The 26,384-nt window shown below is 63.2% G+C and carries 19 protein-coding genes and 1 tRNA gene; 13 read left to right on the top strand and 7 right to left on the bottom strand.

Features of this window, described 5'->3' with window-relative positions:
- Positions 1–5: 5 nt before the first annotated feature.
- Complete coding sequence (locus tag AAFP29_RS14785; RefSeq protein ID WP_419218159.1) at positions 6–467, top strand: SRPBCC domain-containing protein; 462 nt, start codon at positions 6–8, stop codon at positions 465–467.
- An 11-nt stretch (positions 468–478) separates the two neighbouring features.
- On the opposite strand, the gene AAFP29_RS14780 is transcribed toward AAFP29_RS14785, so the two are convergent.
- The 3 genes from AAFP29_RS14780 to AAFP29_RS14770 are packed head-to-tail and all read right to left on the bottom strand — an operon-like array spanning position 479 to position 6,019.
- Positions 479–4,195, bottom strand: a complete 3,717-nt coding sequence (locus tag AAFP29_RS14780; RefSeq protein WP_419218158.1) for an ABC transporter ATP-binding protein — start codon at positions 4,193–4,195, stop codon at positions 479–481.
- Positions 4,192–4,947: a hypothetical protein gene (locus AAFP29_RS14775; RefSeq protein WP_419218157.1), complete on the bottom strand. Its 756-nt coding sequence runs from the start codon at positions 4,945–4,947 to the stop codon at positions 4,192–4,194. Before AAFP29_RS14775 ends, AAFP29_RS14780 begins: the two co-directional genes overlap by 4 nt.
- Positions 4,937–6,019: a glutathione S-transferase family protein gene (locus tag AAFP29_RS14770; protein ID WP_419218156.1), complete on the bottom strand. Its 1,083-nt coding sequence runs from the start codon at positions 6,017–6,019 to the stop codon at positions 4,937–4,939. The genes AAFP29_RS14775 and AAFP29_RS14770 overlap by 11 nt, the downstream gene beginning before the upstream one ends.
- Positions 6,020–6,104: 85 nt before the next feature.
- Here AAFP29_RS14770 and AAFP29_RS14765 point away from each other — a divergent pair, with 85 nt between their 5' ends.
- From AAFP29_RS14765 to AAFP29_RS14740, 6 genes are all read left to right on the top strand, one after another.
- Entirely contained in the window at positions 6,105–6,788 is a 684-nt protein-coding gene (locus AAFP29_RS14765; RefSeq protein ID WP_419218155.1) for a PadR family transcriptional regulator, read from the top strand.
- 16 nt (positions 6,789–6,804) lie between these two features.
- Complete coding sequence (locus tag AAFP29_RS14760; protein ID WP_419218154.1) at positions 6,805–8,319, top strand: DHA2 family efflux MFS transporter permease subunit; 1,515 nt, start codon at positions 6,805–6,807, stop codon at positions 8,317–8,319.
- 223 nt (positions 8,320–8,542) lie between these two features.
- Entirely contained in the window at positions 8,543–9,829 is a 1,287-nt protein-coding gene (locus tag AAFP29_RS14755; RefSeq protein WP_419218153.1) for a metallophosphoesterase family protein, read from the top strand.
- Positions 9,826–12,228, top strand: coding sequence for an AAA family ATPase (locus AAFP29_RS14750; RefSeq protein ID WP_419218152.1), 2,403 nt, complete (start codon positions 9,826–9,828; stop codon positions 12,226–12,228). The genes AAFP29_RS14755 and AAFP29_RS14750 overlap by 4 nt, the downstream gene beginning before the upstream one ends.
- Positions 12,229–12,304: 76 nt before the next feature.
- Positions 12,305–12,377 (top strand) — tRNA-Arg (locus AAFP29_RS14745).
- Positions 12,378–12,486: 109 nt separating this feature from the next.
- Positions 12,487–12,870, top strand: a complete 384-nt coding sequence (locus AAFP29_RS14740; RefSeq protein ID WP_419218151.1) for a DUF1304 domain-containing protein — start codon at positions 12,487–12,489, stop codon at positions 12,868–12,870.
- A 99-nt stretch (positions 12,871–12,969) separates the two neighbouring features.
- Here the strand turns inward: AAFP29_RS14740 and AAFP29_RS14735 are convergent, their stop codons facing one another.
- Both AAFP29_RS14735 and AAFP29_RS14730 read right to left on the bottom strand, forming a co-directional pair.
- The gene (locus AAFP29_RS14735; RefSeq protein ID WP_419218150.1) at positions 12,970–13,800 is read right to left on the bottom strand and encodes a DUF305 domain-containing protein; all 831 of its coding nucleotides are present in this window, start codon (positions 13,798–13,800) and stop codon (positions 12,970–12,972) included.
- 8 nt (positions 13,801–13,808) lie between these two features.
- On the bottom strand, positions 13,809–14,630 hold the full coding sequence (locus tag AAFP29_RS14730; protein ID WP_419218149.1) for a DUF3105 domain-containing protein: 822 nt from the start codon (positions 14,628–14,630) through the stop codon (positions 13,809–13,811).
- Between the two features lie 88 nt (positions 14,631–14,718).
- Between AAFP29_RS14730 and argS the strand changes: the two genes are divergently transcribed.
- The 6 genes from argS (at position 14,719) to rho (ending at position 23,354) form a co-directional block, all read left to right on the top strand.
- Positions 14,719–16,371, top strand: coding sequence for an arginine--tRNA ligase (gene argS / locus AAFP29_RS14725; protein ID WP_419218148.1), 1,653 nt, complete (start codon positions 14,719–14,721; stop codon positions 16,369–16,371).
- The gene (lysA, locus tag AAFP29_RS14720) at positions 16,368–17,759 is read left to right on the top strand and encodes a diaminopimelate decarboxylase (RefSeq protein ID WP_419218147.1); all 1,392 of its coding nucleotides are present in this window, start codon (positions 16,368–16,370) and stop codon (positions 17,757–17,759) included. Before argS ends, lysA begins: the two co-directional genes overlap by 4 nt.
- Positions 17,752–19,062: a homoserine dehydrogenase gene (locus tag AAFP29_RS14715; protein WP_419218146.1), complete on the top strand. Its 1,311-nt coding sequence runs from the start codon at positions 17,752–17,754 to the stop codon at positions 19,060–19,062. Before lysA ends, AAFP29_RS14715 begins: the two co-directional genes overlap by 8 nt.
- Positions 19,055–20,137: a threonine synthase gene (gene thrC / locus AAFP29_RS14710; RefSeq protein WP_419218145.1), complete on the top strand. Its 1,083-nt coding sequence runs from the start codon at positions 19,055–19,057 to the stop codon at positions 20,135–20,137. Before AAFP29_RS14715 ends, thrC begins: the two co-directional genes overlap by 8 nt.
- Before the next feature lie 15 nt (positions 20,138–20,152).
- Positions 20,153–21,091, top strand: a complete 939-nt coding sequence (gene thrB / locus AAFP29_RS14705) for a homoserine kinase (RefSeq protein ID WP_419218144.1) — start codon at positions 20,153–20,155, stop codon at positions 21,089–21,091.
- A 280-nt stretch (positions 21,092–21,371) separates the two neighbouring features.
- Entirely contained in the window at positions 21,372–23,354 is a 1,983-nt protein-coding gene (gene rho, locus AAFP29_RS14700) for a transcription termination factor Rho (protein ID WP_419218143.1), read from the top strand.
- 269 nt (positions 23,355–23,623) lie between these two features.
- Here rho and AAFP29_RS14695 read toward each other — a convergent pair whose 3' ends face one another.
- Together AAFP29_RS14695 and AAFP29_RS14690 are read right to left on the bottom strand one after the other, a co-directional pair.
- Positions 23,624–24,559: a heme transporter gene (locus AAFP29_RS14695; protein ID WP_419218142.1), complete on the bottom strand. Its 936-nt coding sequence runs from the start codon at positions 24,557–24,559 to the stop codon at positions 23,624–23,626.
- 21 nt (positions 24,560–24,580) lie between these two features.
- Positions 24,581–26,383 carry a sulfite reductase subunit alpha gene (locus AAFP29_RS14690; RefSeq protein ID WP_419218141.1) on the bottom strand — a complete coding sequence of 601 codons (1,803 nt, stop codon included), beginning with the start codon at positions 26,381–26,383 and terminating at the stop codon, positions 24,581–24,583.
- Position 26,384 lies beyond the last annotated feature (1 nt).

Below are 26,384 nucleotides of genomic sequence, written 5' to 3'. Positions count from 1 at the left end.
CGGATATGGCGATTGAACGCCGAATTGCCCGCGCAGAATTCACCCTGACCCGCGACTACCCGGTTCCGGTGGGACGCGCGTGGGACGCGTTTGCCGACGAGCACCAGAAGTTGTCCTGGTGGGGCGCGGGTGATGCCGTTACGCCGGGCGAATGGGCGTTCGACTTCCGGGTCGGCGGTCGCGATATCGCCGAAGGGAAATTCCACGACGGACCGGTCTCCCGGTATGAGGCGACGTACACCGACATTGTCGAGCAGCTGCGCATCGTCACCACTTACGACATGTGGATCGACGGCAGCCACATGTCGACGTCGATCGCGACACTGGAGTTCGACCCGATCGATGGCGGTACGCGGTTCACCCACACCGAGCACGGTGTCTTCTTCGATCAATTCTGGGCAGACGGACCCAACCGCGCCAACGGAACTGAGGGACTGTTGGCGTCGTTGGGCGACTATCTCAGCTAGCGACTCGGGGACTACCCCGACGACGTTTCGCTGCGAAGTCGGCAGGTATCGGCGTCCGGCGACGTGCCATCACGCCAAAACCGTTGATAGCGACCATTTTCGGCCAACAATTCCGCATGTGTACCCAGCTCGACGATCCGGCCGTCCTCGACGACGGCGATCCGGTCGGCGCGCGCGGCGGTCGCCAAGCGGTGTGCGACGATCACCGATGTTCTTGTACGAGTGACACGTTCACCTGCCGCGAGCACTCGTGCCTCGGTTGCCTGGTCCAGGGTGGCGGTCGCCTCGTCGAGCAGGATCAAGTCCGGCTGTACCAATTCGGCGCGAGCCAGTGCGATCAATTGCCGTTGTCCGGAAGACAAGCCGCGTCCCCGCTCGCCGACGGTGTATGTCATCGCACCGTCGAGGCCGGCGATCATGTCCACCGCGCCGACAGCGCGAGCGGCATCGACGATGTCACCGCGGGAGGCGGTGGGTCGTCCGTAGGCGATATTGTCGGCGACGGTTCCGGTGAACAAATGTGGCTCCTGCGGAACGATGGCCAGCCGTTGCCGGTAGGCGCTCAACGCGAAGTCCCGGATATCGGTGCCATCCATTCGCACTGACCCCGAAGTCGTGTCATAGAACCGGGCGAGCAGTTTCACGATCGTGGACTTGCCCGCGCCGGTTTGTCCGACCAACGCGAGTGAGGTTCCTGGCGGAATCGCCAAGTCGACCTCCGAGAGCGCATTGGGCAACGCTGTGTCGGCCGCATCGGCCCCGCGGTAACGAAAGGTCACAGCGTCGAGGACGGCGTGGCCGTCGAATCCACTCAGCGGCGGGAGCGCCGTCCCCGACGCTGACAGTGAACTGGGTGTGCGGAGCAGATCGCCAATCCGCCGCAACCCGACCGCGGCCTGCTGATAACCGTCGAATACCTGCGTCAACTGCTGGATAGGCCCGAACAACATCGACAGATACAACAGGAATGCGATCAGCGTGCCCGCCGAGGCGCCGTCGGAGATCTGGGCCGAACCGATACCGATCGCGGCGGCTGCGGCGAGATTCGACAGCAGAATGATGAACGGGAAGTAGAGCGATACCGCGCGCTGGGACACCATCCGCGCGCGATACCAATCATCGGCATGATGTGCGAAGCGTGCCGCCGCGTCGGAGTCATGTCGGTAGCCGCGGGTGGTTTTAACGCCGGCGATATTCTCCTGAAAATCGGCATTGACGACGCTGACAAGTTCGCGGGCGCGGGTGTAGGACGCCGATGACACCCGGCGAAACCAGATGGTCGTCGCCACCAGGATGGGCAGGACCGGCGCGAGAATGATCAGCCCCATCAGCGGGTCGGTGATGATCAGCGCGACGCTGACTCCGGCGAGTGTGAGCACGGCGACAGCCGCCGACGTCAGACCGGTTTGCAGGAAACTCGACAGCGCGTCGATATCAGTCGTCATCCGGGTCATGATTCGGCCGGACAATTCGCGCTCAAAATAGTCCAGGCCGAGGCGTTGCAGGTGGGCATAGCTGCGTACGCGCAGGCCGAACAACATCCGTTCACCCGCGCGAGTGGACGTCATGATCAGCGCGGCCCCGCAGATCCAGTCACCGATTACCAGTGCCACTCCGATCCCGACAGCGATGGCCATCTGGTCAAGGTGATGCGCCACCGCCGAATCGATGGTCGCGCGGGCCAGCGTCGGAAAGGCAAGGCTCGCAAGCGTATCCACAGCGACCAGACCGATCGATATGGCGAGTAACCAGCGAACGGGCCGCAGTATCTGGCGCAGCGAGAAACGTGGGTTATCCGCGCGCGCCTGGCTGGGGTCGACGCCGGGCTCTTCGGTGGCCGGGCCGAGTGTGTCCAGGGTCCGTGCGACGGCCGGCGGAACGACTTGGGAGCCGAGCCCCGAGTTGTCGCGGTCAATTCTTGATTCGGTTGCGGTAGGCCATAATTCGCCCTCGGTATGGATGTGATCGGGGGCGGCGGCAGCATCCCAATCGCCAGTGGACATCAGTAGGCGAAAGTGCGCGCTGCGTTCGGTGAGTTCGTCGACGGTGCCGACGTCGGTGATGCGACCATCCTCCAAGACGGCGACCCGGTCGGCCAGAGTCAACGTCGACCTGCGGTGCGCCAACACGAGCATCGTGGGCCGTGCTGATCGTAATCGCGTCAGAATCCGCGCCTCGGTGCTGGCGTCGACGGCCGATGTCGCATCGTCGAGTACGAGGACCGCTGGGGTGGCGAATAGGGCTCGCGCCAACGCTATTCGCTGCCGCTGACCGCCGGACAGCGTCAGTCCGCGTTCGCCGACAACCGAGTCGAAACCGTCGGGTAGCCCGTTGATGAACTCGGTCGCCTCCGCGCGGGCGGCAGCGTCGGCGATGGCGCCTGCCGCGTCGTCGACGTGCGGCGCGAGCCCGATATTGGCCGCGACGGTATCGGAGTAGAGGAACGGATCGTCGGAGACGACGGCGACGAGCCGGTGCAGGTCCTGCGCGGCGAGATCGTTGAGTGCGACGGTGCGCTCGGCGTCGGAGAGGGTGATTGTTCCCGAGGTCGGACGGTAGTGGCGCTCAAGGAGATTGGCGAGTGTGGTCTTACCCGAGCCTGGCCCGCCGACGACGGCTACGCATTCGCCCGGCGCGATGGCGAGATCGATATGGTCGAGGACCGGTGGCTTGGAGCCCGGATCTCGATCGAATCGGTAACTTACCGAACGAAACTCGACGCCGACGCCGGCGGTGGGGTTCGGCGGCTCGGCCGGCTCGCCAGGTTCATCGTCGATCTGGGTGTCCACGACGTCGAAGACCCGCGCGGCGGCGGCACCCGCCAGCTGTGCGTTCAACACGAAGTTCGTGAACAGTCGTGCGGTAGCGGTCATTGTTCCGACATATGCCGTGAAGGCTAGGAAGGTGCCGACGGTAATCGAGTCGCGGTAAGCCAGGTAGCCGCCGACGGCAAGTACCGCGACCAAACCAAGCTGAGGTACCTGCGCCATCGTTGGCGCGAACCGGGCATTGTTTGATCCGACGCGAATGCGCTTGGCGTACAACGACGAGCTGAGCTCGACTAGTTCATCGACGGCGCGATCCTCTTGACCGAATCCTTTGACCACGCGCACCCCGGTGACCGTTTCCTCGACGTGGCTCGCGACCTCGCCCGCCGCTTGTTGCGCAGACCAGGTGGCCGCGTAGAGCTTACGGCGACTGCGGAAGGCGATCACGCCGACGGCAGGCACGATGAGTAGCGCCACGAGTGTCAGCGTCGGCGACAGGTACGCCATGATGACGACGGTGATCAGTACCTGCACGACGGCGCCCAAGGTGAGCGGACCCATTGCGAGTAAGCCTTGGACCTGCTGCAGGTCGGAGATGCTGCGCGACACAACTTGGCCGGTCCGAATCTGATCCTGCGCGGTGCCCGATAGGTGCAGCACGGTATCAAGAAGCTTGCGGCGCAACGTATTCTGCACTCGGAGGGCGAGCGCTCCAGCGGACAGCCGGCGGCCAACGTGGCCACCGTATACGACGACTGCCAGTACCACCAGCAGCACCACGATGGTCGTCACCGACAGATGCGCCGGCCGTTCGCCGGTTGCTTGGTCGACCGCTGCGCGGCTGATCAGCGGTACCACCACGTCTGCTGCTACGCCCGCCAGCGTCGCTGCCAGGGTGATGGCCAGTAATAGTCGGTGCTGCCTAACCTGCCCGACCAGGCGGGCAATCGGTCCGCTCAACGATTGCCAGGCGGCAGCCGGTCGCTTGGTCCTGGCGCCAGCTCACCTTCGAGGATCCAGAACTGCGGCGGCGGCCCGAATGCCTGCCGCGCATTGTTGATGACGCGCTTGCCCATTGCCCGGTTACCGATGGCGCCGATCGTCGCGCCGATTCCCGCGGGCATCAGTTTGCCGATCATGATCGGAGCCTTTTTCAGCGCGTACTTGTTGATGATCTTCTTGGTCAGCGTCTTGTTGAGCGCGGACAGATTGGGACCTGGGATGACACCGCCGGCAAGTTTGCGCAATGCGCCGCCGTTGGATCCGACGACTTTGCCGAGCGCGAGGACTCCCTCTTCACCTAGTGCGACAGACAGCACCAGCGCCTTGCGTCGTTCGGTTTGATGCGGCTCGATGCCATGTACTTCGGCGATCGCGAGCGCGAGTAACGCCGATGCCTCGATGAATAGCGCAGTCTCACCGGTGATCGCGCCAAGAGCGGTGAAAGTGCCGATGCCGGGAATCGCAGCGGTCGCGCCGACCGCACCGCCGGAGCCGGTTACCGCGGTGAGATACCGCTTCTCCAGCTTCTCGATGATCTGAGCCGGGGTGGCATCGGGATTCGACTTGCGAAGACTCGCAACATATTTCGCCACGGCGGGCGCCTGCAAACGCTGCGCCTTGTCCAGGATGTTGCTGGTGACGTCGACGGCGGCTTTCGGTGGCGTCGAACCGGAGGCAGGTGCGCCGGGGGCGTGATCTTTATTTGTCATGGATGGGCACCCAATTCTGTTCGGGGACAATGTCATTATCCACTGGTGGCGGCGGTGCGGTGCCGTCGCCGAAGGGACGGCCACCCAATTGTTCGCGGCCATGCGGGGTGCGCCAGCCGGACAGGTCTGGACCGAGTGGCACGATGCCCGATGGGTTCACGTCGCGATGGACGATGTAGTAATGCTGTTTGATCTGCGTGAAGTCGGTGGTGTCGCCAAAACCCGGTGTCTGGAACAGGTCGCGCGCGTATGCCCACAGGACGGGCATCTCCGACAGTTTGGAGCGATTGCATTTGAAATGCCCGTGGTAGACGGGATCGAAGCGCGCCAATGTTGTGAACAACCGGATATCTGCCTCGGTAATGGTATCGCCGACGAGGTAACGCTGAGTCGACAGTCGTCCGGACAATTCGTCCAGTTTCGTGAAAAGTCTGGTGTAAGCCGCGTCGTAGGAGGCCTGGTCCCCGGCGAAACCGCAGCGATAGACGCCGTTGTTCACCTCGGTATAGACACCGCGATTGACAGTGTCGATCTCGTCCCGCAGATGTTCGGGATAGAGGTTCGGAGCGCCGGGCCGGTGATAGTCGGTCCATTCGAGTTCGAAGTCGATGGTGATCTGCGGAAAGTTGTTGGTGACCACCTCGCCGGTTGTGGTGTCGACGACGGCCGGCACGGTGATCCCTTTGGGGTAGCCGGGAAAACGCTTCTCGTAGGCGTCTTTGAGTCGGGGAATCCCTAGAACGGGGTCGATGCCACCAGGGTCGAGATCGAATGTCCACGAATCGGCGTCGTGGGTTGGACCGCAGAGGCCGAGGGAGATGACGCTCTCCAGGCCGAGCAGGCGCCGGACGATCAGGGTGCGGTTGGCCCACGGGCACGCGCGCGCGGCCACGAGCCGATACCGACCGGGTTCGACCGGGTAGCCGTCGCGTCCGTCCCGCGTGATGCGGTCTTCGATATAGGCGGTGTCGCGAACGAACTCGGCACCTTGCTGCACATAACTGCCTTGAGTCGATCCCGCTGAATTGCTCGTCACGTTGCCCACAGTAACGACAATGCCGGACGCTTTCATCGGCAGCGAAGACAACTGTTGGCATTGGCTGCTCCAATCTGTATATTCCAACTGGAATATTTGAACTGAAATGAAGGGAGAGTTGATGTCGACCCGAGATGGCAAGCCGCTGGGGCCGCTGGCGGTGTTGGTGCTTGGCTTGGTGATCGAACGTCCGATGCATCCCTACGAGATGGTTCAGACCGCTATGGCCCGCCATGAAGACCGACTGGCGAATATCCGGCCCGGATCGCTCTACCACGCGGTATCGCGATTGGAAGGGCAGGGGCATATCCGGATTCACGACGTGGAACGGGAAGGTAACCGGCCCGAGCGCACTGTCTATGGCATCACTCCGGCGGGTCGGGAGGCCTACCTGCAGGCGGTGACAACGATGCTTGCCAGCCACCGAGCGGAATTTCCGCAGCTGTTCATGGCGCTTGCTCTGGCGCATGACCTTCCGCGCGCGGAGGTCATCAACCTGCTCGAAAAGCGTCTCGGCGCGATGAACGAGGAGTTCGAGACCCTTTCGGCGCGAGCGGACGAAGCATCCGCGGCCCAGGTTCCGGAGATGTTCTTCCTCGACGGCGGATGTCGGCTCGCGACGCTGCGAACGCAGATCGACTGGCTGAACACGCTGGTGAAACGTTTGCGGGACAAGACGATCGACTGGCTCGACGACCCGGGTTTCATCCACCGGTGGCAAGCGCATAAGAAGACCGGGCAGTTTGAGTGCTCCACGCCCGACAGCGATGACCACGAAGTAACCACCACGAAATCAAGCAACTAGTGACAAGGACTTAGTAATGACCAAACCAACTGGAGTCGCAGGAGCCGGTGGATCAACCACCGGCAACCCGTGGACCGCGTTGCTGGCGCTCTGTGTCGGCTTCTTCATGATCTTGGTCGACATGACGATCGTCGCCGTCGCGCAGCCGGCGATCGCGCAAGACCTGCACACCGACCTCAACGGTGTCGTCTGGGTGTCGAGTGCCTACTTGCTGACCTATGCGGTCCCGCTGTTGGTGGCCGGCCGGCTCGGGGACAAATACGGGCCGAAACTCATCTACCAAATCGGGCTCGTCGTGTTCACGGCGGCCAGCCTGTGGTGTGGGCTGTCCGGCAGTATCGGCATGTTGATCGCTGCGCGCGCCGTGCAGGGCATCGGCGCGGCGCTGATCACGCCCCAGACGATGGCGGTGATCACCCGTATCTTCCCGCCCGAGAAGCGCGGTGCCGCAATGGGAGTCTGGGGATCGGTGGCTGGTGTTGCCACGTTGGTCGGTCCGCTGCTCGGCGGCGTGCTGACCGACAACTTCAGCTGGGAGTGGATTTTCTTCGTCAATATCCCGGTCGGTGTTATTGGTCTGGGGCTGGCGGCGTGGTTCGTGCCGTCGGTCGATACGCATGACCATCAATTCGATTGGATTGGAGTGGCGCTGTCGGCGATCGGCCTATCGGCGCTGGTGTTCGGCATCCAGGAGGGTGAGAAGAACCACTGGGATGCCTGGATCTGGGCGCTCATTATCGGCGGCGCCATCTTCCTGGTGTTGTTCGTTGTGTGGCAGGGCAGGATGAAAGGTGAACCGCTGGTTCCACTTTCACTCTTCAAAGATCGGAACTTCTCGGTCTCCAATATCGGCATCACGTCGATGGGTTTCGCGATCTCCGGCTTGATGATTCCGGTGATGTTCTTCCTCCAGTTGGTTGGGGGAATGAGCCCGACCCAGTCGGCGCTGATGATGATGCCGATGGCATTGATCAGCGGATTCCTCGCGCCTATCGTGGGGCGGATTCTGGATAAAGTCCATCCCCGCAACATCATCGCCGGTGCATTGCTGCTGGAAGGTGTTTCGGTCGGCTGGGCCGGCGCGATCATGAGTCCGGAAACGCCGGTCTGGCAGTTGCTGCTTCCCATGGCGGTAATGGGATTCGCGCAGGCTGGCATCTGGGCACCGCTGGCGGCTACCGCCACCCGTAACCTGCCGTGGCAGCAGGCGGGTGCCGGTGCCGGCGTCTACAACACCACCCGAATGATTGGCTCGGTTATCGGCGCGGCTGCCGTTGGCGTGCTGATGCAGGCCCTGCTGACGTCGAAATTCGGTGCGGGAGCCGGTGATTCGACTGGGTCGGTCGACGGCGCGTTGCCGGAGCCAGTGAAGCCAGGCTTCGCCGAAGCGATGGGACATTCGCTCTACCTGCCGGCTGTGGTCCTGTTGATCGGCGGTGCCGCGGCATTGTTCTTCGAACGCCCGCGCACCCACGCGTCGGCGTCGGGACCGCAGGCACCAGCTGCCTCGTTGGCCAACGCAGTCGACTAGGAATCTCGTCCCGCGTGGGCGTGGCCGATCGCAAACCCGACTCGCCCGGACGTTCCCGACCCGAAAAGTGGGTCGGGAACGTCCGCGCATGTGGGGTTTGCCGACCAGGTCGGGTTTGCAGACCAGCTCGGCCCGCGAGTGACGTCCCGCATCTTGTCAGTGATGGCTCGTAAGATGCGGGACGTAGTTCGTAGTGAGCGAGTCGATGCGCAGGAGGTGAGTGATGGCGGAACCGGCGTTGCAGTGGTCGCTGTTCGACGATGTCGATCCGGCCAGCGCCCCGGCGGGTGCACTCGCCCCTAATGCCGTCGTCGATGTCGGTCGGCCTGATTCGGCTGCGCAGCCCGAACGTCGGGTCACGTTCTTGCACACCGCCGACTGGCAGTTGGGTATGACTCGCAAGTACTTGTCGGCCGACGCCCAGCACGCATATTCCGCGGCACGGCTGGACGCCGTTGAACGTATCGGTGTTCAAGCCGCGTCGTCGGGGGCACAGTTCGTCGTGGTGTGCGGAGATGTCTTCGAGGATCACCGGGTATCGGCACGGCTGATCACCCAGACACTCGACCGCCTCGGTGAATTCACGGTTCCGGTGTACCTGCTGCCCGGCAACCACGACCCGTTCGACGCCGCCGGGGTGTATCGCTCGCAGACGTTCCGAACGCGTTGCCCGAGCAACGTGACGGTCCTCGCCAAACCTGGAATCGTGAAAGTCTCCGACGATGCGGAGTTGGTCGTCGCGCCGTGGTCGCATAAGGCACCGTTGACCGACCTGGTCGGCACTCAAGTGGATCAGCTTGATCCGTCAGACCGGATCCGGATTGTTGTTGGGCATGGTGCGACTGACGCGCTGAGTCCCGGATCCGATCCGTCACTGGTCGAGATCGGGCCGCTGGAACAGGCATTCGCCAATCAAATCATCGACTACGTCGCACTCGGCGATCGGCATTCGGTCACTCAGGTCGGCAATTCCGGACGAATCTGGTACTCCGGGGCGCAGGAGGTCACCAACTTCGACAACGTCGAAGCCGAGCCTGGTTCGATTCTGGAAGTGACACTGACGCGCGGGGCGAGCGGGTCCACGGTTGACGTCACGCCGCGTCGGGTGGGGCAGTGGACATTCGCGGCGATTCGGCACGACATCACCTCTGCCGCCGACGTCGCGGATCTCGAAAGGCGACTTGACGAGATTCCGGACAAGTCGCGTGTCGTACTGCAGGTGGCGCTCGTTGGAACTATCTCCGTCGTGGAAGATGTTGAGCTGCAACGAATTCTGGATACTGCGGTCGACCGATTCGCCGCGGTGCGCCGCTGGCAGGCGCACGATGACTTGGTCGTCGTCGCTGACGCCGACGACATCACCGGGTTCGGTCTGCGCGGGTATGCGGCGCAAGCGGCCGAGGAGTTGGTCGAGCAAGCGGGCGGGGTTGATGATGCGGCTCAGACGGCCCGCGGGGCACTCGCACTGCTCGCCCGACTGTCCGCGCGTGGCGGGGGAGCAGTCAGTTGAAGCTACATCGACTGCGGGTGAAGAACTTTCGCGGCATCGATGACCGCGAGATCCACTTCGCCGATGCCGGGGTGACCGTCGTCGCCGGACGCAACGAGGCCGGAAAGTCCTCGATGGTGGAAGCGCTTGACGTGTTGCTGGAATTGCGGGCGTCGTCGAAATCGCGTGATGTGAAAGCGTTGGCGCCCTCGGGTCGCGACGTGGGAACCGAAGTTGAGGCCGAGATCAGTTCCGGCGGATGGCATTTCACCTATTTCAAGCGATTTAACCGTTCCTCAGGCACCGAATTGACGGTGCACGCGCCAGTGCATGAGCAGCTCAGTGGCCGGGATGCGGAAGCTCGCGCTAAGGAAATACTTTCGGGCGCAATGGATTTGTCGTTATTCCGAGCAGTGCGGCTGATGCAGTCCGACGACCCGAAGCTCGAAGAAGCGACCGGCAGCGCGGCATTGACCAAGGCGCTCGACCGTGCCGTCGGCTCGGCGGAGGTAGCCGACGGCGGCACCGAAGAGTTGTTGGCAGCGGTGACCGCCGAGTATTGCCGGTACTACACCGAAAAGGCCGGGCGTGCGACGGGCGAGTTGGCCCAGGCGCAGCATCGGGCGGGTGCCGCACGGACGGCGTACGCTGCGCGCGCCCGCGGCATCGAAGCGGTGGCTCAGGATGCGGCCGCGCTGGAGACCGCCCTGGCCCGCAGGAAAGAGTTGGCCCATAGCGCTGAGTTACGTCGCGCCGAAGGTGCCGAAGTGGATGAACAGCTCGCTGCGGCAGCGTCCGTCCGCGAAACATACGCGAACGCCCAGAAGTCATTACAGCTCGCGGAGGCAACCGTAGCCTTCGCGCAGCGCGACGTGACAGAGCGGAATGGCCGGCGGACAAGGCTAGCGGCGTTGCATGAGCGTGAGTCGGACGCCGAGCGACGCCGAGATGCCGTGATGACGCAGGCAGACGTCGCTGCTGCGAAAGCGCTCGCCACTGAGGGCGAGCTCGCGAGCGCGCGCTCCGCGCTCGAAGAGCAGCTCGCGTCCAACGCGGCGGCCGCGGAAGCGCGGCTCGCCGCAGTTCGGAAAGCGTTGGTCGGCAACAATGTTGACGCCGAGGTGTTGACACGGTCGCGTCGGCTGGCTCGTGACCTGGAGACAACTACCGCTCGCTGGGAGTCGGCGGCGGCGTCGTTCACGGTGGAGGCATTGGGCGATCTGCCGGTCGTGGTCGACGACAAGGCGGTGACCGATGCGCAGTTCCGTACCGGGGCAGGTGAGTCCGTCGTCGAGGTCAATGGCGTCGTTCGCGTGACGATCAAGGCTGCCGCCGACACCGAAGAGTTGGCCCGGCGAAAAGAGTCGCTATCTGAAGAGGCGCAAAGGCTTTGCGCTGAACACGATGTGGCGTCACTAGAGGATATGCAGGAGCGTGCCGACGAACGCGCTGACCTGACTCGTCGGGTCGCCGCGTTGACCGCCGGGCTGGCGGCGCCGGGGCAGGCAGAGGGGACAGCGGCCGTGGCCGAGACCGAACGCCGATTGGCCGCCCAGCGCTCGGCGGAGCGGGAACATCGCGCGGCAGCACGCTCAGCGACTGCCGAACTGGAGCGTATCCGTGCCGACCTCGCCGAGTTGAGCGGTCAGATCGCTTCTGCGGAAGCAGAATTGACCGATGCGCAAGCCGAGCAGGTGGCCGCCGACGCGCTGACTGCGAAGGTGGCGGCGGAGCGAGTCGTCGCGACAACGAGTGCGGAGCTGGAAGTGCTGGCTGTCGCGGATCTGGATCGTCGGCGACACGTTCTCGACGGGCAATTGGCCGCGCTGGATCGGGAGATAGGCGCGTTGGAGCGCGAGGTGCTCACCACCTCGACGCGAATCGAGGTGTGCCGCACCGACAATCGGCTCGACGAACTCAATGATGCCGCAGCTGAACTGGCTGACGCCGACCATTCGCTGGCTCGGGTAACTGAACGTGCCGAAGCGGCGCGGCTGTTGTTTACAACCCTGCACGCCAAACGTCAGGAATCGCATGCGCGGTATGCCGATCCGTTCCGCAAACGCCTCGAAGAACTGAGCGCTCCGCTGTTCGGCGCGGGCGTGCGATTCGCCGTCGATGATGACCTGACGATTACCTCACGCACCGTCGGCGGTGTGACCGTTCCGTACGAGTCACTGTCGGGCGGAGCGCGAGAACAACTCGGTCTGGTGGCGCGGCTGGCCTGCGCGATGCTCGTCGACGAGGCCGACGGTGTGCCGGTCATCATCGACGATGCGTTGGGCAGCAGTGACACCGGGCGGACCGAGACGATGGCAGATGTGCTGACCGAGGCCGGCAAACACTCGCAAGTCATCGTGCTGACCTGCGTTCCGGAGCGCTACGCGCATGTCGACGCAGCATCGACGGTCCTGGTCTGACGGCGTTGTAGCGAAATGCCGACCCCGCGTTTTGGGTAGCGGGGCAGCGGTGCGCTAGGCTTTGATTCGCCCAAGAGCCCCCGTAGCTCAGGGGATAGAGCGTCCGCCTCCGGAGCGGAAGGCCGTAGGTTCGAATCCTACCGGGGGCACAGTGACATTCTTGCCAGCCTCCGGCTGGTGTGCGGACATTCTTGCCAGCCTCCGGCTGGTGTGCGCCTACTGTGTTTGAAAGAGTTCACACCCGACTACACTTCATCCGTGCTTATCGCTGGACTAATCTTCGCAGGCCTCGCGGCCCTCATCCACGTCTACATCTTCTATATGGAGTCGATCGCTTGGACGTCGAAGTCGGTTCGCGCCGTCTTCGGAACCACTGAGGAAGAAGCGCAGGCGACCAAGCCGTTGGCGTACAACCAAGGGTTCTACAACCTCTTCCTGGCTATCCTCATCGCGGTGGGCATCGTCATAATTGCCTGCGGTACAAAAGATGTCGGCTCCGCCCTGGTGTTTGCAGGTGCTGGCAGCATGGTTGCCGCCGGGCTGGTGCTGCTGCTCTCAGACCCGACGAAGGCATCGGCCGCGCTGAAGCAGTTGATACCGCCGGCGATCGGCTGCGTCCTGCTGGCCATCGCGCTGCTGTAGCCACCCCCACCCCTCTTGCAAACCCGACTCGGGCGGACATTTCTGACCCTAAAATGGGGTCGGGAATGTCCGCCCGAGTCGGGTTTGCGGGCGGGCGGGTCAGTTCATCGGCAGCGTCGGTGCGCCGTATTCCGCCAGAATCGCCTTGAGTGTGGTGATCTCCTTGGCCTGGGTGCGAGCCATCGCCGACGCCAGCTCCCGCACGTAGTCCTGTGAGACGTTGTCGGGGTTGGCCGCGTAGGCCATCATGTGTTCGCCGCCCTCGTGGTGGCGCAGCATCAATTGCATGAAGTAGGTGTCGCTCTCGCGGCCCTTGAGCGTACGCAACTTCGACATCTCGGCGTCAGTCGCCATCCCGGGCATCGGCGGCTCGTCCGATGAACCCGTGTTCGGCACCGACGTCGTCGAATCATGTTCGTGCCCATCATGATTCCCGCCAGTTGCGGTCGGACTCATCCCCGGCATCGCTGACATATCGCCGTGATCGTGGTCGTCGTCGCTATGGCCCATCCATGCCATCGCCTCGCCCGGGTTGATGATCGGATAACCCCAACGCGTCAGCCACGACTGCATCTGACCGATTTCGTTGGTCTGGGTGGTAAGGATGTCGTAGGCGATGCTCTTGACCTGGGAGTCGGTGCCGTTGTTGATCGCGAGGGTCGCCATCTCGACGCCCTGCTCGTGGTGACGAATCATGTCCTGCGCGAATCCGACCGCGGCGGAATCGGTGGCGGGGACGTCGTCGTGATTATCCGAGCCGAGCCAGGTCCCAAGGCCGACGCCCAGTCCCAATCCGACGAGCAACAGTGCGACGCCGCCGAGGATCAGCGCGGCAAGGCCGCGTCGTGGAGTCGAATCGGTTGCGGCCGAGTCCTTGTCAGTAGCGGTGTCCTGTGCCGACTGGGTGGATTCGTCCGGGGTGTCAGTCATGTCAGTCCTTAGGAGCCGGGTTGAACAGTTGCGCCGGTGCCGTCCATCTTCACCGCGTCGGGGCCGGGTTTACCCTGATCGGCCGGCGGCGGGTTCGACGGGTCGAACGCACCCGGAATCGCCGCGCACGCAGCCTGCGTCTCCGGGAAAGCGGCCTCTGCCCGATTCTCCTTGTACACACCCGTCGTCGTGTTACGACGCAACGCGGTGATGAATTGGTTGATACGCTCGTCGGTCGGCGAGTCGACCTTGAGCTGATGACCCCAGCTCTGTAGTGAGATCGGTGAGCTCTGACCCGGATAAGGCGACATGAACAGGAACTGCTCGCCGGTTACCTTCCCCTTGAGCTTGTTGAGGTCGTCGGACGACAGTGTCTGCGGGTTGTAGGTGATCCACACCGCGCCGTGTTCCAGTGCATGAACCGCGTTCTCGCTGCGCAGCGGCTCCGGGTACACGATGCCGGTGCAGGTTGCCCATACCTCGTCATGTGGGCCGCCGAACGGGGGCGTCTGATCGTAGGCGACCCGCTGAGTCGCCTTTACGTGGATCGACGCCTTGTAATAGTTCTTCGTGACGCCGGGGATATTCACCGACGGGTCCGGATTCTGCGGTGAGGGGACAAAATCCTCGGCAGTCTGCAGCGAGTTTGCCGCTGCCTCGCGCTTGTCCATGATCTTCGGGCCGATCCACAAGCCGAGTCCGACCAGCAGCGCGATCACCGCAACGATCGCACCGATAATGGTCCAGTCGATGTTGCGAACGCCGGATGCGGGGACTCCGCCTGATTTGCGGGAGGCTTTGGGCACACTGGGGCCAGGTTTACGCGCCATGAGTCGACAGCTTACCGGCGTGTGCTTAGCGAGCCGTAAGCCGAGGCGATTGTCGCTATCGGCAAGTCGGCCAATAGTATGGTGACCTGTGACTCCCGCCGACCTCGCCGCCCTTCTGCGCGGCGTGACCCAGACTGTCCTGACTGAGCATGGACTTGACGTGTCCGCGTTACCCGATGTCGTCACGGTTGAGCGTCCGCGAAATCTCGACCACGGCGACTACGCGACAAATATCGCGCTGCAACTGGGCAAGAAGGTTGGTGTCAACCCGCGCGAATTGGCCGGTTGGCTCGCCACCGCATTCGGTAACGCGGACGGTATTGAGTCCGCGGAAGTCGCGGGGCCGGGTTTCGTGAACCTGCGGTTGGCCGCCGCCACTCAGAACGCCGTAGTGGCTACCGTGCTGTCCGCCGGTGCCGAGTACGGCCGAGGCGATGATCTCGACGGCCGGAAGATCAACCTGGAATTCGTCTCGGCGAACCCCACCGGACCAATCCACTTGGGTGGGACTCGTTGGGCCGCGGTCGGCGATGCGCTCGGCCGGGTTCTCGCGGCCCGTGGCGCCTCGGTGACCCGCGAGTACTACTTCAACGACCACGGTGCCCAGATCGACCGGTTCGCGCGGTCGCTCGACGCCGCCGCACGCAATCAACCGACCCCCGAGGACGGCTATGCGGGCGAATACATCAACGATATCGCCGCATCGGTAATCGCCAAGGTGCCCGGCATTATCGATCAGCCCGACGCTGAGCGATTGGAGGCGTTCCGCTCCAACGGCGTCGAGTTGATGTTCAGTCATATCAAGGAAAGCCTGCACGAGTTCGGTACAGACTTCGACGTTTTCACCCACGAGAACAAGATGTTCGAATCGGGTCTGGTCGAGGAGTGCATCGCCGAGCTCAAAGCCAACGGCAACTTGTACGAGGCCGACGGCGCGTGGTGGTTGCGGTCAACGGACTACGGGGATGACAAGGATCGCGTCGTCATCAAGTCTGACGGTGAGGCCGCGTATATCGCCGGTGATATCGCGTACTACAAGGACAAGCGCAATCGCGGCTTCGACCTGTGCATCTACATGCTCGGTGCCGATCACCACGGTTATGTGGTGCGGCTCAAGGCAGCCGCGCAGGCGCTGGGCGACGACGCGTCGACCGTCGAGGTGCTCATCGGCCAGATGGTCAATTTGGTTCGCGACGGCAAGCCGGTACGAATGAGTAAGCGTGCCGGTACCGTCATCACCCTCGACGACCTCGTCGATGCGGTCGGTGTCGACGGTGCCCGCTATTCATTGATCCGGTCGTCGGTTGACGTCAACATCGACGTCGACTTGGATCTGCTCGCCAAGCAGTCGAACGAAAACCCGGTCTACTACGTGCAATACGCGCACGCGCGGCTGTCGGCGCTCTCGCGCAGCGCGGCCGAATTGGGGCTGGTACCTGATATCGAGCAGGTCGCATTGCTGACCGAGCCAGCCGAAGGCGAACTGATCCGGACCCTCGGCGATTTCGACGAGGTGGTCGCAACCGCGGCGCAATTGCGTGAGCCGCACCGGATTTGCCGCTACCTGGAATCCCTGGCCGGGTCGTATCACCGCTTCTACACGCAGTGCCGGGTGTTGCCGCAGGGCGACGAACCCGCTGGAGATCTTCATCGCGCGCGGCTGGCGCTGTGCGCGGCTACCCGAGTAGTCCTGGCCAACGGTTTGGCGTTGGTAGGCGTGAGCGCACCGGAGCGAATGTGAGCGAGAACCTCGAACAAAGCCGGGCCGCAACCGATGTGGCGCGTATCCCGGAGAATGTGTACCCGCGCAATTCTGGTCGCGACGCCGACGGCATGCTTGCGATCGCCGGCGTCAGCGTGGCGGATCTCGCGGCCCAATACGGCACACCGCTGTTCGTGATCGACGAGGCGGACTTCCGATCCCGTTGTGCGGACATGCAATCCGCGTTCGGACCATACGGACGGGTGCACTATGCGTCGAAGGCATTCTTGTCGACCGAGATCGCCCGATGGGTCAACGACGAGGGGCTATCGCTCGATGTCTGCTCGGCGGGTGAACTTGCGGTAGCACTCGCGGCGAACTTCCCGCCGGAGCGAATCGCATTGCACGGCAACAACAAATCGGTCGCCGAGCTCGCCGCTGCACTCGACGCCGGTATCGGTCATATTGTCGTCGACTCGACCTACGAGATCGACCGGCTCGACATCCTCGCCGGTGAGCGTGGAGTGGTCGTCGATGTCCTGGTCCGGGTGACGGTCGGCGTTGAGGCGCATACCCACGAGTTCATCTCGACCGCGCATGACGACCAGAAATTCGGCTTCGCCATTGCGGGCGGGATAGCGATGGACGCGGTTCGCCGCGTCTTCGCCTCGGACAACTTGCGTCTGGTCGGCCTGCACAGCCACATCGGTTCGCAAATTTTCGAATTGGACGGTTTCGAAGTTGCCGCGCACCGCGTCATCGGACTGCTTGGCGATATCGTCGCGGAGTTCGGCGTGGAGAAGACCAAACAGCTCGAAGTGGTGGATCTCGGTGGGGGACTGGGTATCTCGTACCTCCCATCGGACGATCCGCTGCCGATCGACAAGGTTGCCGCTCGAATGGCCGAGATTGTGCAGAAAGAATCCGAAGCGCTCGGTTTACCAACGCCGCTGATCGCCGTTGAGCCGGGGCGGGCCATCGCCGGGCCAGGAGGTGTCACGCTCTATGAGGTCGGGACACTCAAGGACGTTGCGCTAGACGGTGGTTCCACTCGACGTTACGTTTCCGTCGACGGCGGAATGAGCGACAATATCCGCGCGGTCCTGTACGACGCCGAATACGACGTTCGGCTCGCGTCGCGGGTCTCGCAGGCCGATGGTGTTGTGAGTCGTGTCGTCGGAAAGCATTGCGAGAGCGGCGATATCGTTATCCGCGACTGCTGGACGCACGAGGACCTGACGTCGGGCGACCTACTGGTGGTCGGCGCTACTGGCGCGTATTGCTATTCGATGTCTTCGCGTTACAACCTGGCCCAACGGCCCGCGGTTGTCGCAGTACGCGATGGCAAGTCCCGGCTGTTGCTGCGTCGGGAACGGGTTGAGGACTATTTGAGTTTGGAAGCGGACGCGGAGGCTGTCAGTGAGTAGTGCAAACAAAGCTATCGGCGTCGCGGTGCTCGGCATGGGCAATGTCGGCACCGAAGTCGTCCGGATACTGACCGACAATGCTGATGACCTCCGGTCCCGCGTCGGTGCGCCGTTGGAGCTACGCGGTGTGGCCGTTCGCGACCTCGATAAGCCGCGGCCGGGTGTGCGCGCTGAGTTGTTGACCGACGATGCGGCGGCGCTGGTCGCTCGCGACGACGTCGATATTGTCATCGAGTTGATCGGCGGTATCGAGCCGCCTCGGGGCCAGATTCGTACCGCGCTGCAAAGTGGTAAGTCGGTGGTGACGGCCAATAAGGCGTTGTTGGCTGACTACACCGGAGAATTGGCGACTGCGGCGGCTGATAGCCGTGCCGACTTATATTTTGAAGCCGCGGTCGCCGGCGCGATCCCGGTGATTCGTCCACTGATGCAATCGCTGGCCGGCGATACGGTTCAGCGCGTCGCCGGGATCGTCAACGGCACAACGAATTTCATTCTCTCCGCGATGGCGGAGACCGGAGCTGACTACGCCGACACACTGGCTGAGGCCAGCCGGCTCGGCTACGCGGAGGCAGATCCGACGGCCGACGTCGAGGGCTATGACGCCGCGGCCAAGGCTGCGATCCTGGCGTCGATCGCTTTCCACAGTCGAGTCACCGCCGCTGATGTCTATCGCGAGGGTATTTCGTCGATCACTGCGGCAGATCTGGCGAGCGCGGCGAAACTCGACTGCACCATCAAGCTGCTGTCGATATGCGAAAGAATCGTCAAATCGGATGGGACGGAACAGATTTCGGCGCGAGTATATCCGGCTCTGATCCCGCTGACCCATCCGTTGGCGGCCGTGAACGGCGCTTTCAACGCGGTAGTCGTCGAAGCGGAGAACGCGGGGCGGCTGATGTTCTACGGCCAAGGCGCCGGCGGCGCACCGACGGCGTCGGCGGTGATGGGCGATGTGGTGATGGCCGCACGCAACCGGGTTTACTCCGGGCGTGGACCGCTGGAATCAACCTACGCATCGCTGCCGGTGGCATCGATAGCCAGCGTCGGCACTCGGTACTACGTGTCGATGAAGGTTGAGGACCGTCCTGGCGTGCTCGCGCAGGTGGCGGGCGAGTTCGCCAAACGCGACATCGGAATCGCCGTCGTCCGTCAGGAAGGCGCTGGCGATCAAGCGCAACTGATTGTCGTCACGCACCTCGCGCCCGACGGGTCGCTGTCGGAAACCGTTGCCGCACTTGAAGATATGGATGCAGTCACTAAGATTTCGAGTGTGCTGCGACTGGAGGGAACCGATGAGTAACTACACCCCCGTACATACCGCGTGGCCCGGTCTGATCGAGGCATACCGTGATCGTCTGCCGGTCGGCGACGACTGGCAGGTCGTCACTTTGCTGGAAGGCGGCACGCCGCTCATCTCGGCACGACACCTGTCGTCGATCACCGACTGCGATGTCTACCTCAAGGTCGAGGGATTGAATCCGACTGGTTCGTTCAAGGATCGCGGTATGACAATGGCGGTCAGCAACGCGGTTAACAACGGCAAGAAGGCTGTGCTGTGCGCGTCGACCGGCAACACGTCCGCATCGGCCGCGGCATACGCGACGCGCGCCGGCATCACCTGCGCAGTACTCATTCCCGAAGGCAAGATCGCGATGGGAAAGCTGGCTCAAGCGGTGATGCATGGAGCGAAAATCATCCAGGTCCGTGGAAATTTCGACGACTGTCTGGAACTCGCTCGCAAAGTGACCTCCGAATACCCCGAGATCGAATTGGTGAATTCGGTCAACCCGGCTCGAATCGAGGGGCAGAAGACTGCGGCATTCGAGATTGTCGACGTGCTGGGTAAGGCTCCCGATGTCCACGCGCTGCCGGTAGGCAATGCGGGAAATATCACCGCGTACTGGAAGGGCTACTGCGAGTACTTCGCCGATGGCATCACCACCAGGCGCCCGCGGATGCTCGGTGTCCAGGCTGCGGGAGCGGCGCCGCTGGTCAACGGAGCTCCGGTGCCAAATCCGGAAACTATCGCCACCGCGATCCGCATCGGTTCGCCAGCGAGCTGGAACCAGGCCGTCGCAGCGAAGGATGAGTCGGGCGGCCAATTCCGGGCGGCGACCGACGAGGAGCTTCTGGAGGCGTACCGACTGGTCGCGGGTAAGGATGGCGTCTTTGTCGAGCCTGCATCGGCGGCGAGCGTCGCAGGTTTGCTCGCGGCCCGCGCCGACGGCTGGATCGAGGCCGGTTCCACGGTGGTCTGCACGGTTACCGGTAATGGCCTGAAGGACCCGGATACCGCGTTGGCGGATATGCCACAGGTTGAGGCAATCGACGTAGATCCGGTCGCGGTGGCGGGCGCCCTCGGCGTCGCACAGTGATACGGGCGTGACGACGTGCCATTGAGAACCGCTGTTCCCGTACTGCCCGACGGCGTATCGGTGACAATCCGGGTGCCGGCGTCGAGTGCGAACCTCGGGCCGGGTTTCGACTGCCTGGGGCTCGCCCTGGGGATATACGACGAGGTCACTGTGACCACGGGTGGCGACGGGGTGCAGGTTACCGCGACCGGTGAGAGCAGCGCGGGAGTGCCACGTGACGAAACTCACTTGGTGGCTCGTGCGATCCTGCGGGGGCTGACGGTCGCTGGGGTCAAGGTCAACGGCCTCTGGGTTCGATGTACCAATGCCATTCCGCATTCGCGGGGGTTGGGCTCGTCTGCCGCAGCGGTAGTGTCCGGCCTTGCGGCCGCATCCGAGTTGATCGCCGAATCTGGTGTGGGACAGTCATTTTCGAACGAAGTCCTGGTTGAGCAGGCCAGCGAATTCGAAGGGCACCCGGATAACGCGGCGGCGAGTGTGCTTGGGGGAGCTGTGGTTACCTGGACGACACCGGGCGGAACACCGGCTTACCGGGCCAGCAAGATCGACGTGCATCCGGACATCGTGGCAACTGTATTCGTGCCGTCGGTCGAATCATCGACATCAGAGACGCGCGGACTGTTGCCGGAGATGGTGCCGCGCAGTGACGCGATCTTCAACCTGAGTCGATCGGCGCTGAATGTTGTTGCGCTGACGTCGGATCCGCGATTGCTCCTAGAAGCGACCGATGATCGGCTGCACCAGGGATATCGAAGTGCGGCCATGCCGCCGTCGGCTGACTTGGTGGCGAAGCTGCGTGGGGCGGGACAGGCGGCGACAATCTCCGGCGCAGGCCCGACGGTATTGGTACTCGGTACCGGTGAAGTCCCCGCCGAGTTACGCGCACATGCGGACAAACAAGGTTTCGCGGTGCGCAGCGCCGCCATCGCGGGCGGCGTCACCCGGTCGGCATGACACGCCGATAAGGGAATTTTGTTGCCCTTATTGCCGAGATAACAGAAGCGGCGTTATGATGAGCAATGTCTAGCCATGCAGACCACGTTCTGCCGTGCTTGTCACCAGCCCGTCCCACCTCGTAGTTCTGCGTGGTCAGGACCTGTGTTCTAACAAGCATTTCGTGCCGGACCCGAAAGTCTCTTACACCATCCGTTCGTCGGGTGGAAGCTTCCGCTGATCTCAGTGGAAGCGCCAAGCCCCGTGGTTTATCGACCTGACGGGGAACGAAAGGAAATCCGTGACCGATACGGACCTGATCACACCGGCTGCCCCGGAAGCGGACGCGGCCTCACCTGCTGAGCCCCGCCGCGCATCGGTGCGCATCGGACTCTCCGGCATGGTTCTCTCCGAACTGCGCGTCTTGGCCGGCGAACTGGGCATTTCCGGAACCTCGGGGATGCGCAAGGGCGATTTGATCGCCGCGATTCGCGATCGCCAGGCAGACGGCGCCGGAGCGCCGCCGCCGTCGAAGTCGGCGGCTAAAGCCGCACCCAAGACGTCTCGTGCGAAGAAGGCAGACGCGAAGTCCAGCGATGACGCACCGGCCGAAAATGCCACGACACCCGTCGCTGCCGCCGAGAAAGCCCCCGAAGGAACTGCTACCGCAGGCGAAAAGCCAGCACCGGACAGTGGGGCTGGCGATAAGCCCGCTGGCGACACAGCCGGAGATAGGCCCGCTGGCGACAAGGCCGCGGGCGACAACGGCGCCAGCGAGAAGGCTGACGGCGAGAAGGCTGCGGGCGACAAGGCTGCGGGCGACAAGGCTGACGGCGACGCGACCGGCGGCGACCGTAATCGCAACCGTAATCGCAATCGCGAGAACAACCGCGAGGGTAACGGCAACCGCGAGAACAACGCCAACCGCGAGAACAACGCCAACCGCGAGAACAACCGTGGTGGCGGACAGAACCAGAACTCCGGCCAGGGCAACAACCAGAACAACCGCGACGACAACCGCGATGAGGACGGCGAAGGCGGACGTAACCGTCGGGGTCGTCGATTCCGCGAGCGTCGCCGTGGACGTGATCGCGACGGTGCCCCCGGTGGCGGCGAGCCGCAGCTGAATGACGACGACGTTGTCGCACCCGTCGCGGGCATCCTCGACGTTCTCGACAACTACGCGTTCGTCCGGACCTCGGGTTACCTGTCCGGGCCGAATGACGTGTACGTGTCGATGAATATGGTTCGCAAGAATGGCTTGCGGCGCGGCGACGCGATCACTGGCGCCGTGAAGGTGCCCCGTGAGGGTGAGCAGAACAATCAGCGGCAGAAGTTCAATCCGCTGGTGCGACTGGACACAGTCAATGGCGGCGAAGTCGAAGCCGCGCGTAAGCGTCCCGAGTTCAATAAACTCACCCCGCTTTACCCGAATGAGCGACTGCGGCTGGAAACCACCCCCGATCGGCTGACTACTCGCGTAATCGACCTCATCATGCCGATCGGCAAGGGACAACGTGCCCTCATCGTGTCGCCGCCGAAAGCCGGTAAGACCACGATCATGCAGGACATCGCGAACGCGATCACCACGAACAATCCCGAGTGTCACCTGATGGTCGTGCTGGTTGACGAGCGTCCCGAGGAAGTCACCGACATGACGCGGTCGGTCCGCGGCGAGGTCATCGCCTCGACCTTCGACCGTCCGCCGTCAGATCACACCGCGGTCGCCGAGCTGGCCATCGAGCGTGCGAAACGTCTCGTCGAGACCGGCAAGGACGTCGTCGTGCTACTCGACTCGATCACCCGCCTCGGTCGCGCATACAACAACTCGTCGCCCGCATCGGGACGTATCTTGTCCGGTGGTGTCGATTCGACGGCGCTCTACCCACCGAAGCGTTTCCTCGGTGCCGCCCGCAACATCGAAAACGGTGGCTCGTTGACCATCATCGCCACCGCGATGGTCGAGACCGGCTCGACCGGTGACACGGTGATCTTCGAGGAATTCAAGGGAACCGGTAACGCCGAGCTCAAACTTGATCGCAAGATCGCCGAGCGACGAGTCTTCCCGGCCGTCGACGTCAACCCGTCGAGTACCCGTAAGGACGAATTGCTCCTCGCCCCAGAGGAATTCCAGATCGTCCACAAGTTGCGTCGCATCTTGTCCGGTCTCGATAGCCACCAGGCGATCGACCTGCTGATGAGCCAGCTGAGGAAGACCAAGAGCAACGTCGAATTCCTGATGCAGGTGCAAAAGAATGCGCCCGGAGTCGTAAATAACGACTAGGTCGTCATTCTTGCGTGGTCTCGATACGCCGGCGTGCTCGCAAGCTCGCGCGTCGGCACTCGACCGGCCAAAGGGGCTTGTGTTGGTCGACTGGCTTCCCGTTGGTCGAGTGCGGGTGTATCGAGATCCGGTGAGTTGTTGTTGTGCCGGTGTGGTTTTCGAGTTTGTGTTGCGTGGTCTCGATACGCCGGCGTGCTCGCAAGCTCGCGCGTCGGCACTCGACCGGCCAACGGGGCTTGTGCGTAGGCTGTATCGAGACCCCGCAATACCTAGGCGGCTTCGTCTGCGACGTCCTCTAACAGCTGCGTCCAACCTGCCGCGCCTGCTTGAGTCTGCGGTCCGGTCTGCGTCGCGATGAAACGGCACTTCCCCGCCGCGTCATAGAGTTCGATCGACCCCGTCCGGCCACAAGCTCCGTTGGCCCAGGTAACCCAGCATTCGCTGATGTGGTTGAAATCGATCATTGTTCGGGCCGACCCCGACGCCAGCACCATCGAGCCCTCATGTTCGCGGGACCCGGTCAGCACGCCGTCACGCATATGCAAACAACCTGCGGCACCGGCGATTAGCGTCGTCGGCATGGTCAGTAGAGCGGCATGGCTCAGCGCCGCGATCGCGCGACGCTCACATACGCGAGTCGCATCGGAATGAGGTTGCGGCAGTGAACGCATGCGCGTCACTCCGCCGTCGAAGAGAACCGAATCGAGTTGGTCGAGTTGGTCGCACGGTCCGAATCGCAGCGCGATCGGGTGCGCGTCGACATCGCCGGTCGCCGGCGTTAGATATCCGGCGAGAGTGAGGGACTCGAAGGCCAGCCGGTCGGACTGATCGGTCAGGTAGGTGACGTGTGCGCAGGCTCCATCGGTGTCGAACAGTCGCAGTGTCGGCGGCAGGCGATGCGCGGCAGGCTCAGTGATCAACGCAGTGCGTAGGTGAGATGCGTTGAGTCGCAGTGTGATCTGCGAATCACGGCATCTGATCGGTCCGCCCATCCCGGTCGGATCGGCGTAGGTGCCGACATCGTTCATGATGACCGGACCAGCAACAGTCACACCAACGACCTGGTCGAGTAGGGGCAGATGCCCGGCGACCCGGCCAGGGCACCCCCGCAGAATCTGACCGGCGAAGCCAGGTGCGTCGAGCAGATCCTCGAGGTCATTACGCGCGGCCGAACCTCTCGCGGCGGAGTCGTATGGTGCAGACATCGTTGTCCTATCCCATCGGTATCAGTAGACGTCGCGCACGTAGCGCTTGTTCTTCTTCAGTTGGTTGATGAAGTCCTGCGCGGCGGCAGGGTCGAAACCGCCATGTTTGGCGACGATTTCGTGGAGTGCGGCATCGACATCCCTTGCCATCCGGGTCGCATCGCCGCAGACGTACAGGTGTGCACCTCCGTTGAGCCAGGAGAACAACTCGGCACCCGCCTCGGTCATCCGGTCTTGCACGTAGATCTTGTGTTCCTGGTCGCGCGAGAACGCGAGATCCAGGCGAGTCAGCACGCCATCGGCGCTGAACTGGTCGAGTTCGTCGGCGTAGCTGAAGTCGCTGGCCTGATGTTGATCGCCGAAGAACAGCCAATTGCGCCCGGTCGCTCCGCGGGCCGCGCGCTCATGCAGGAACGAACGAAATGGTGCGATCCCAGTGCCCGGTCCGATCATGACGACGTCGGTGTCATCGTCCGGCAGTCGGAACGAGTTGTTCGTCGAAATGAACACGCCAACTTCGCTTTCCAAGTCGCAACGGTCGGCCAGGAATGTCGAGCAGACGCCGCCGCGCTGTCGATCTCCCGAGCGGTAACGCACCGTTGCCATCGTGACATGCACCGTGTCAGCGTGCGCCAGCGGACTCGACGAAATCGAATAAACCCGAGGTTGAAGGGGCCGCAACTCGGCCAAAAGCTCATCGGGGGTGATCGGTAGTGCCGCATCGATATTCAGCAGATCGAGTACGTCTTTGCCCCAGAGCCACGCGTCGAGGGCCTCTCGATCGCCGGTCGAGGCCAGATGGGTGAGCTCGGGGTCCTGGCTGCGTTGCGCGATGTAATCAACGAGATACTTCGACGGCGTCGAGATCTCGAACCGGTGGGTGAGCGCGTCGGTCAAGGTGAACTCGCCCTTTCGATCGGAGATCACCGTGTCGCCGGATACTCCCAGGCGGTCGATGACCGCCGACACCAGCGCCGGATCGTTGATCGGCGCGATACTAATGCCATCGCCGGGGCGGTAGGTGATACCGCTGTCGCCCAACGAGAGCACGACGTGGCGGACCTCTTTGTCCGAGCCGGGCCCCGACAACACCGAATTCGCCAAAATCTTTGCCCGGTAAGGATTCTTGCGACCCCAGGCAGATTTGCGCGCGGCAGCGCTCGGAGCAGCATCGACGGCGGCAACGCTGGTCGGCGCCTCCGTCGGTGCGGAGTCGGCATCGACGCCTGCGAGGGCGTCAATCGACGCCGCGGTCCATGCCGCCGCCGGATCTTCGAAATCAAGATCACAGTCGGTGCGGTCGACGACGCGGGTCGCGCCGAGCTCGGCAAGGCGGGCGTCGATATTCTTGCCGGCTTGGCAGAATCCGTCGTAGCTTGAATCACCAAGGGCTAGAACGCTGTAGAACAGCCCCGGCAACGGCGGAGCTGTGGGGGCGGCCAATCCCTGCCAGAAGAATTCGGCATTGTCGGGCATATCTCCCTCGCCATAGGTCGAGGTGATGACCAGTAGCCGACGTACGGCGGCCAAGGTCGAGATTTCCAACTCGTCGAGCCCGCAGACCAACGGCAGGAAGCCCTTGGCGCGCGCAGCATTCGCGGCCTCCTCGGCAAGGTATTCGGCAGTGCCGGTCTGACTGCCGTAGACGATTTGGACCGCGACGGGTCCGGCGTCCGCCGCGGAGGTAGCACCGGCGATGGCGGGGTTGCCCGGTACCGCCGGAGCAATATTGATTCGCGTGTTGAGACCGGCCAGAAATCCTGCGAGCCAGGCCTTTTGGTCTCCGGTGAAAGGAACGTCAGCGGGAATGTAGGGAAGTTGCATC

Source organism: Gordonia sp. CPCC 205333, assembly GCF_048537885.1.
Lineage (GTDB): Bacteria > Actinomycetota > Actinomycetes > Mycobacteriales > Mycobacteriaceae > Gordonia.
The sequence above is the reverse complement of the archived record's forward strand: the minus strand, read 5'-3'. Positions and strand labels throughout refer to the sequence as shown.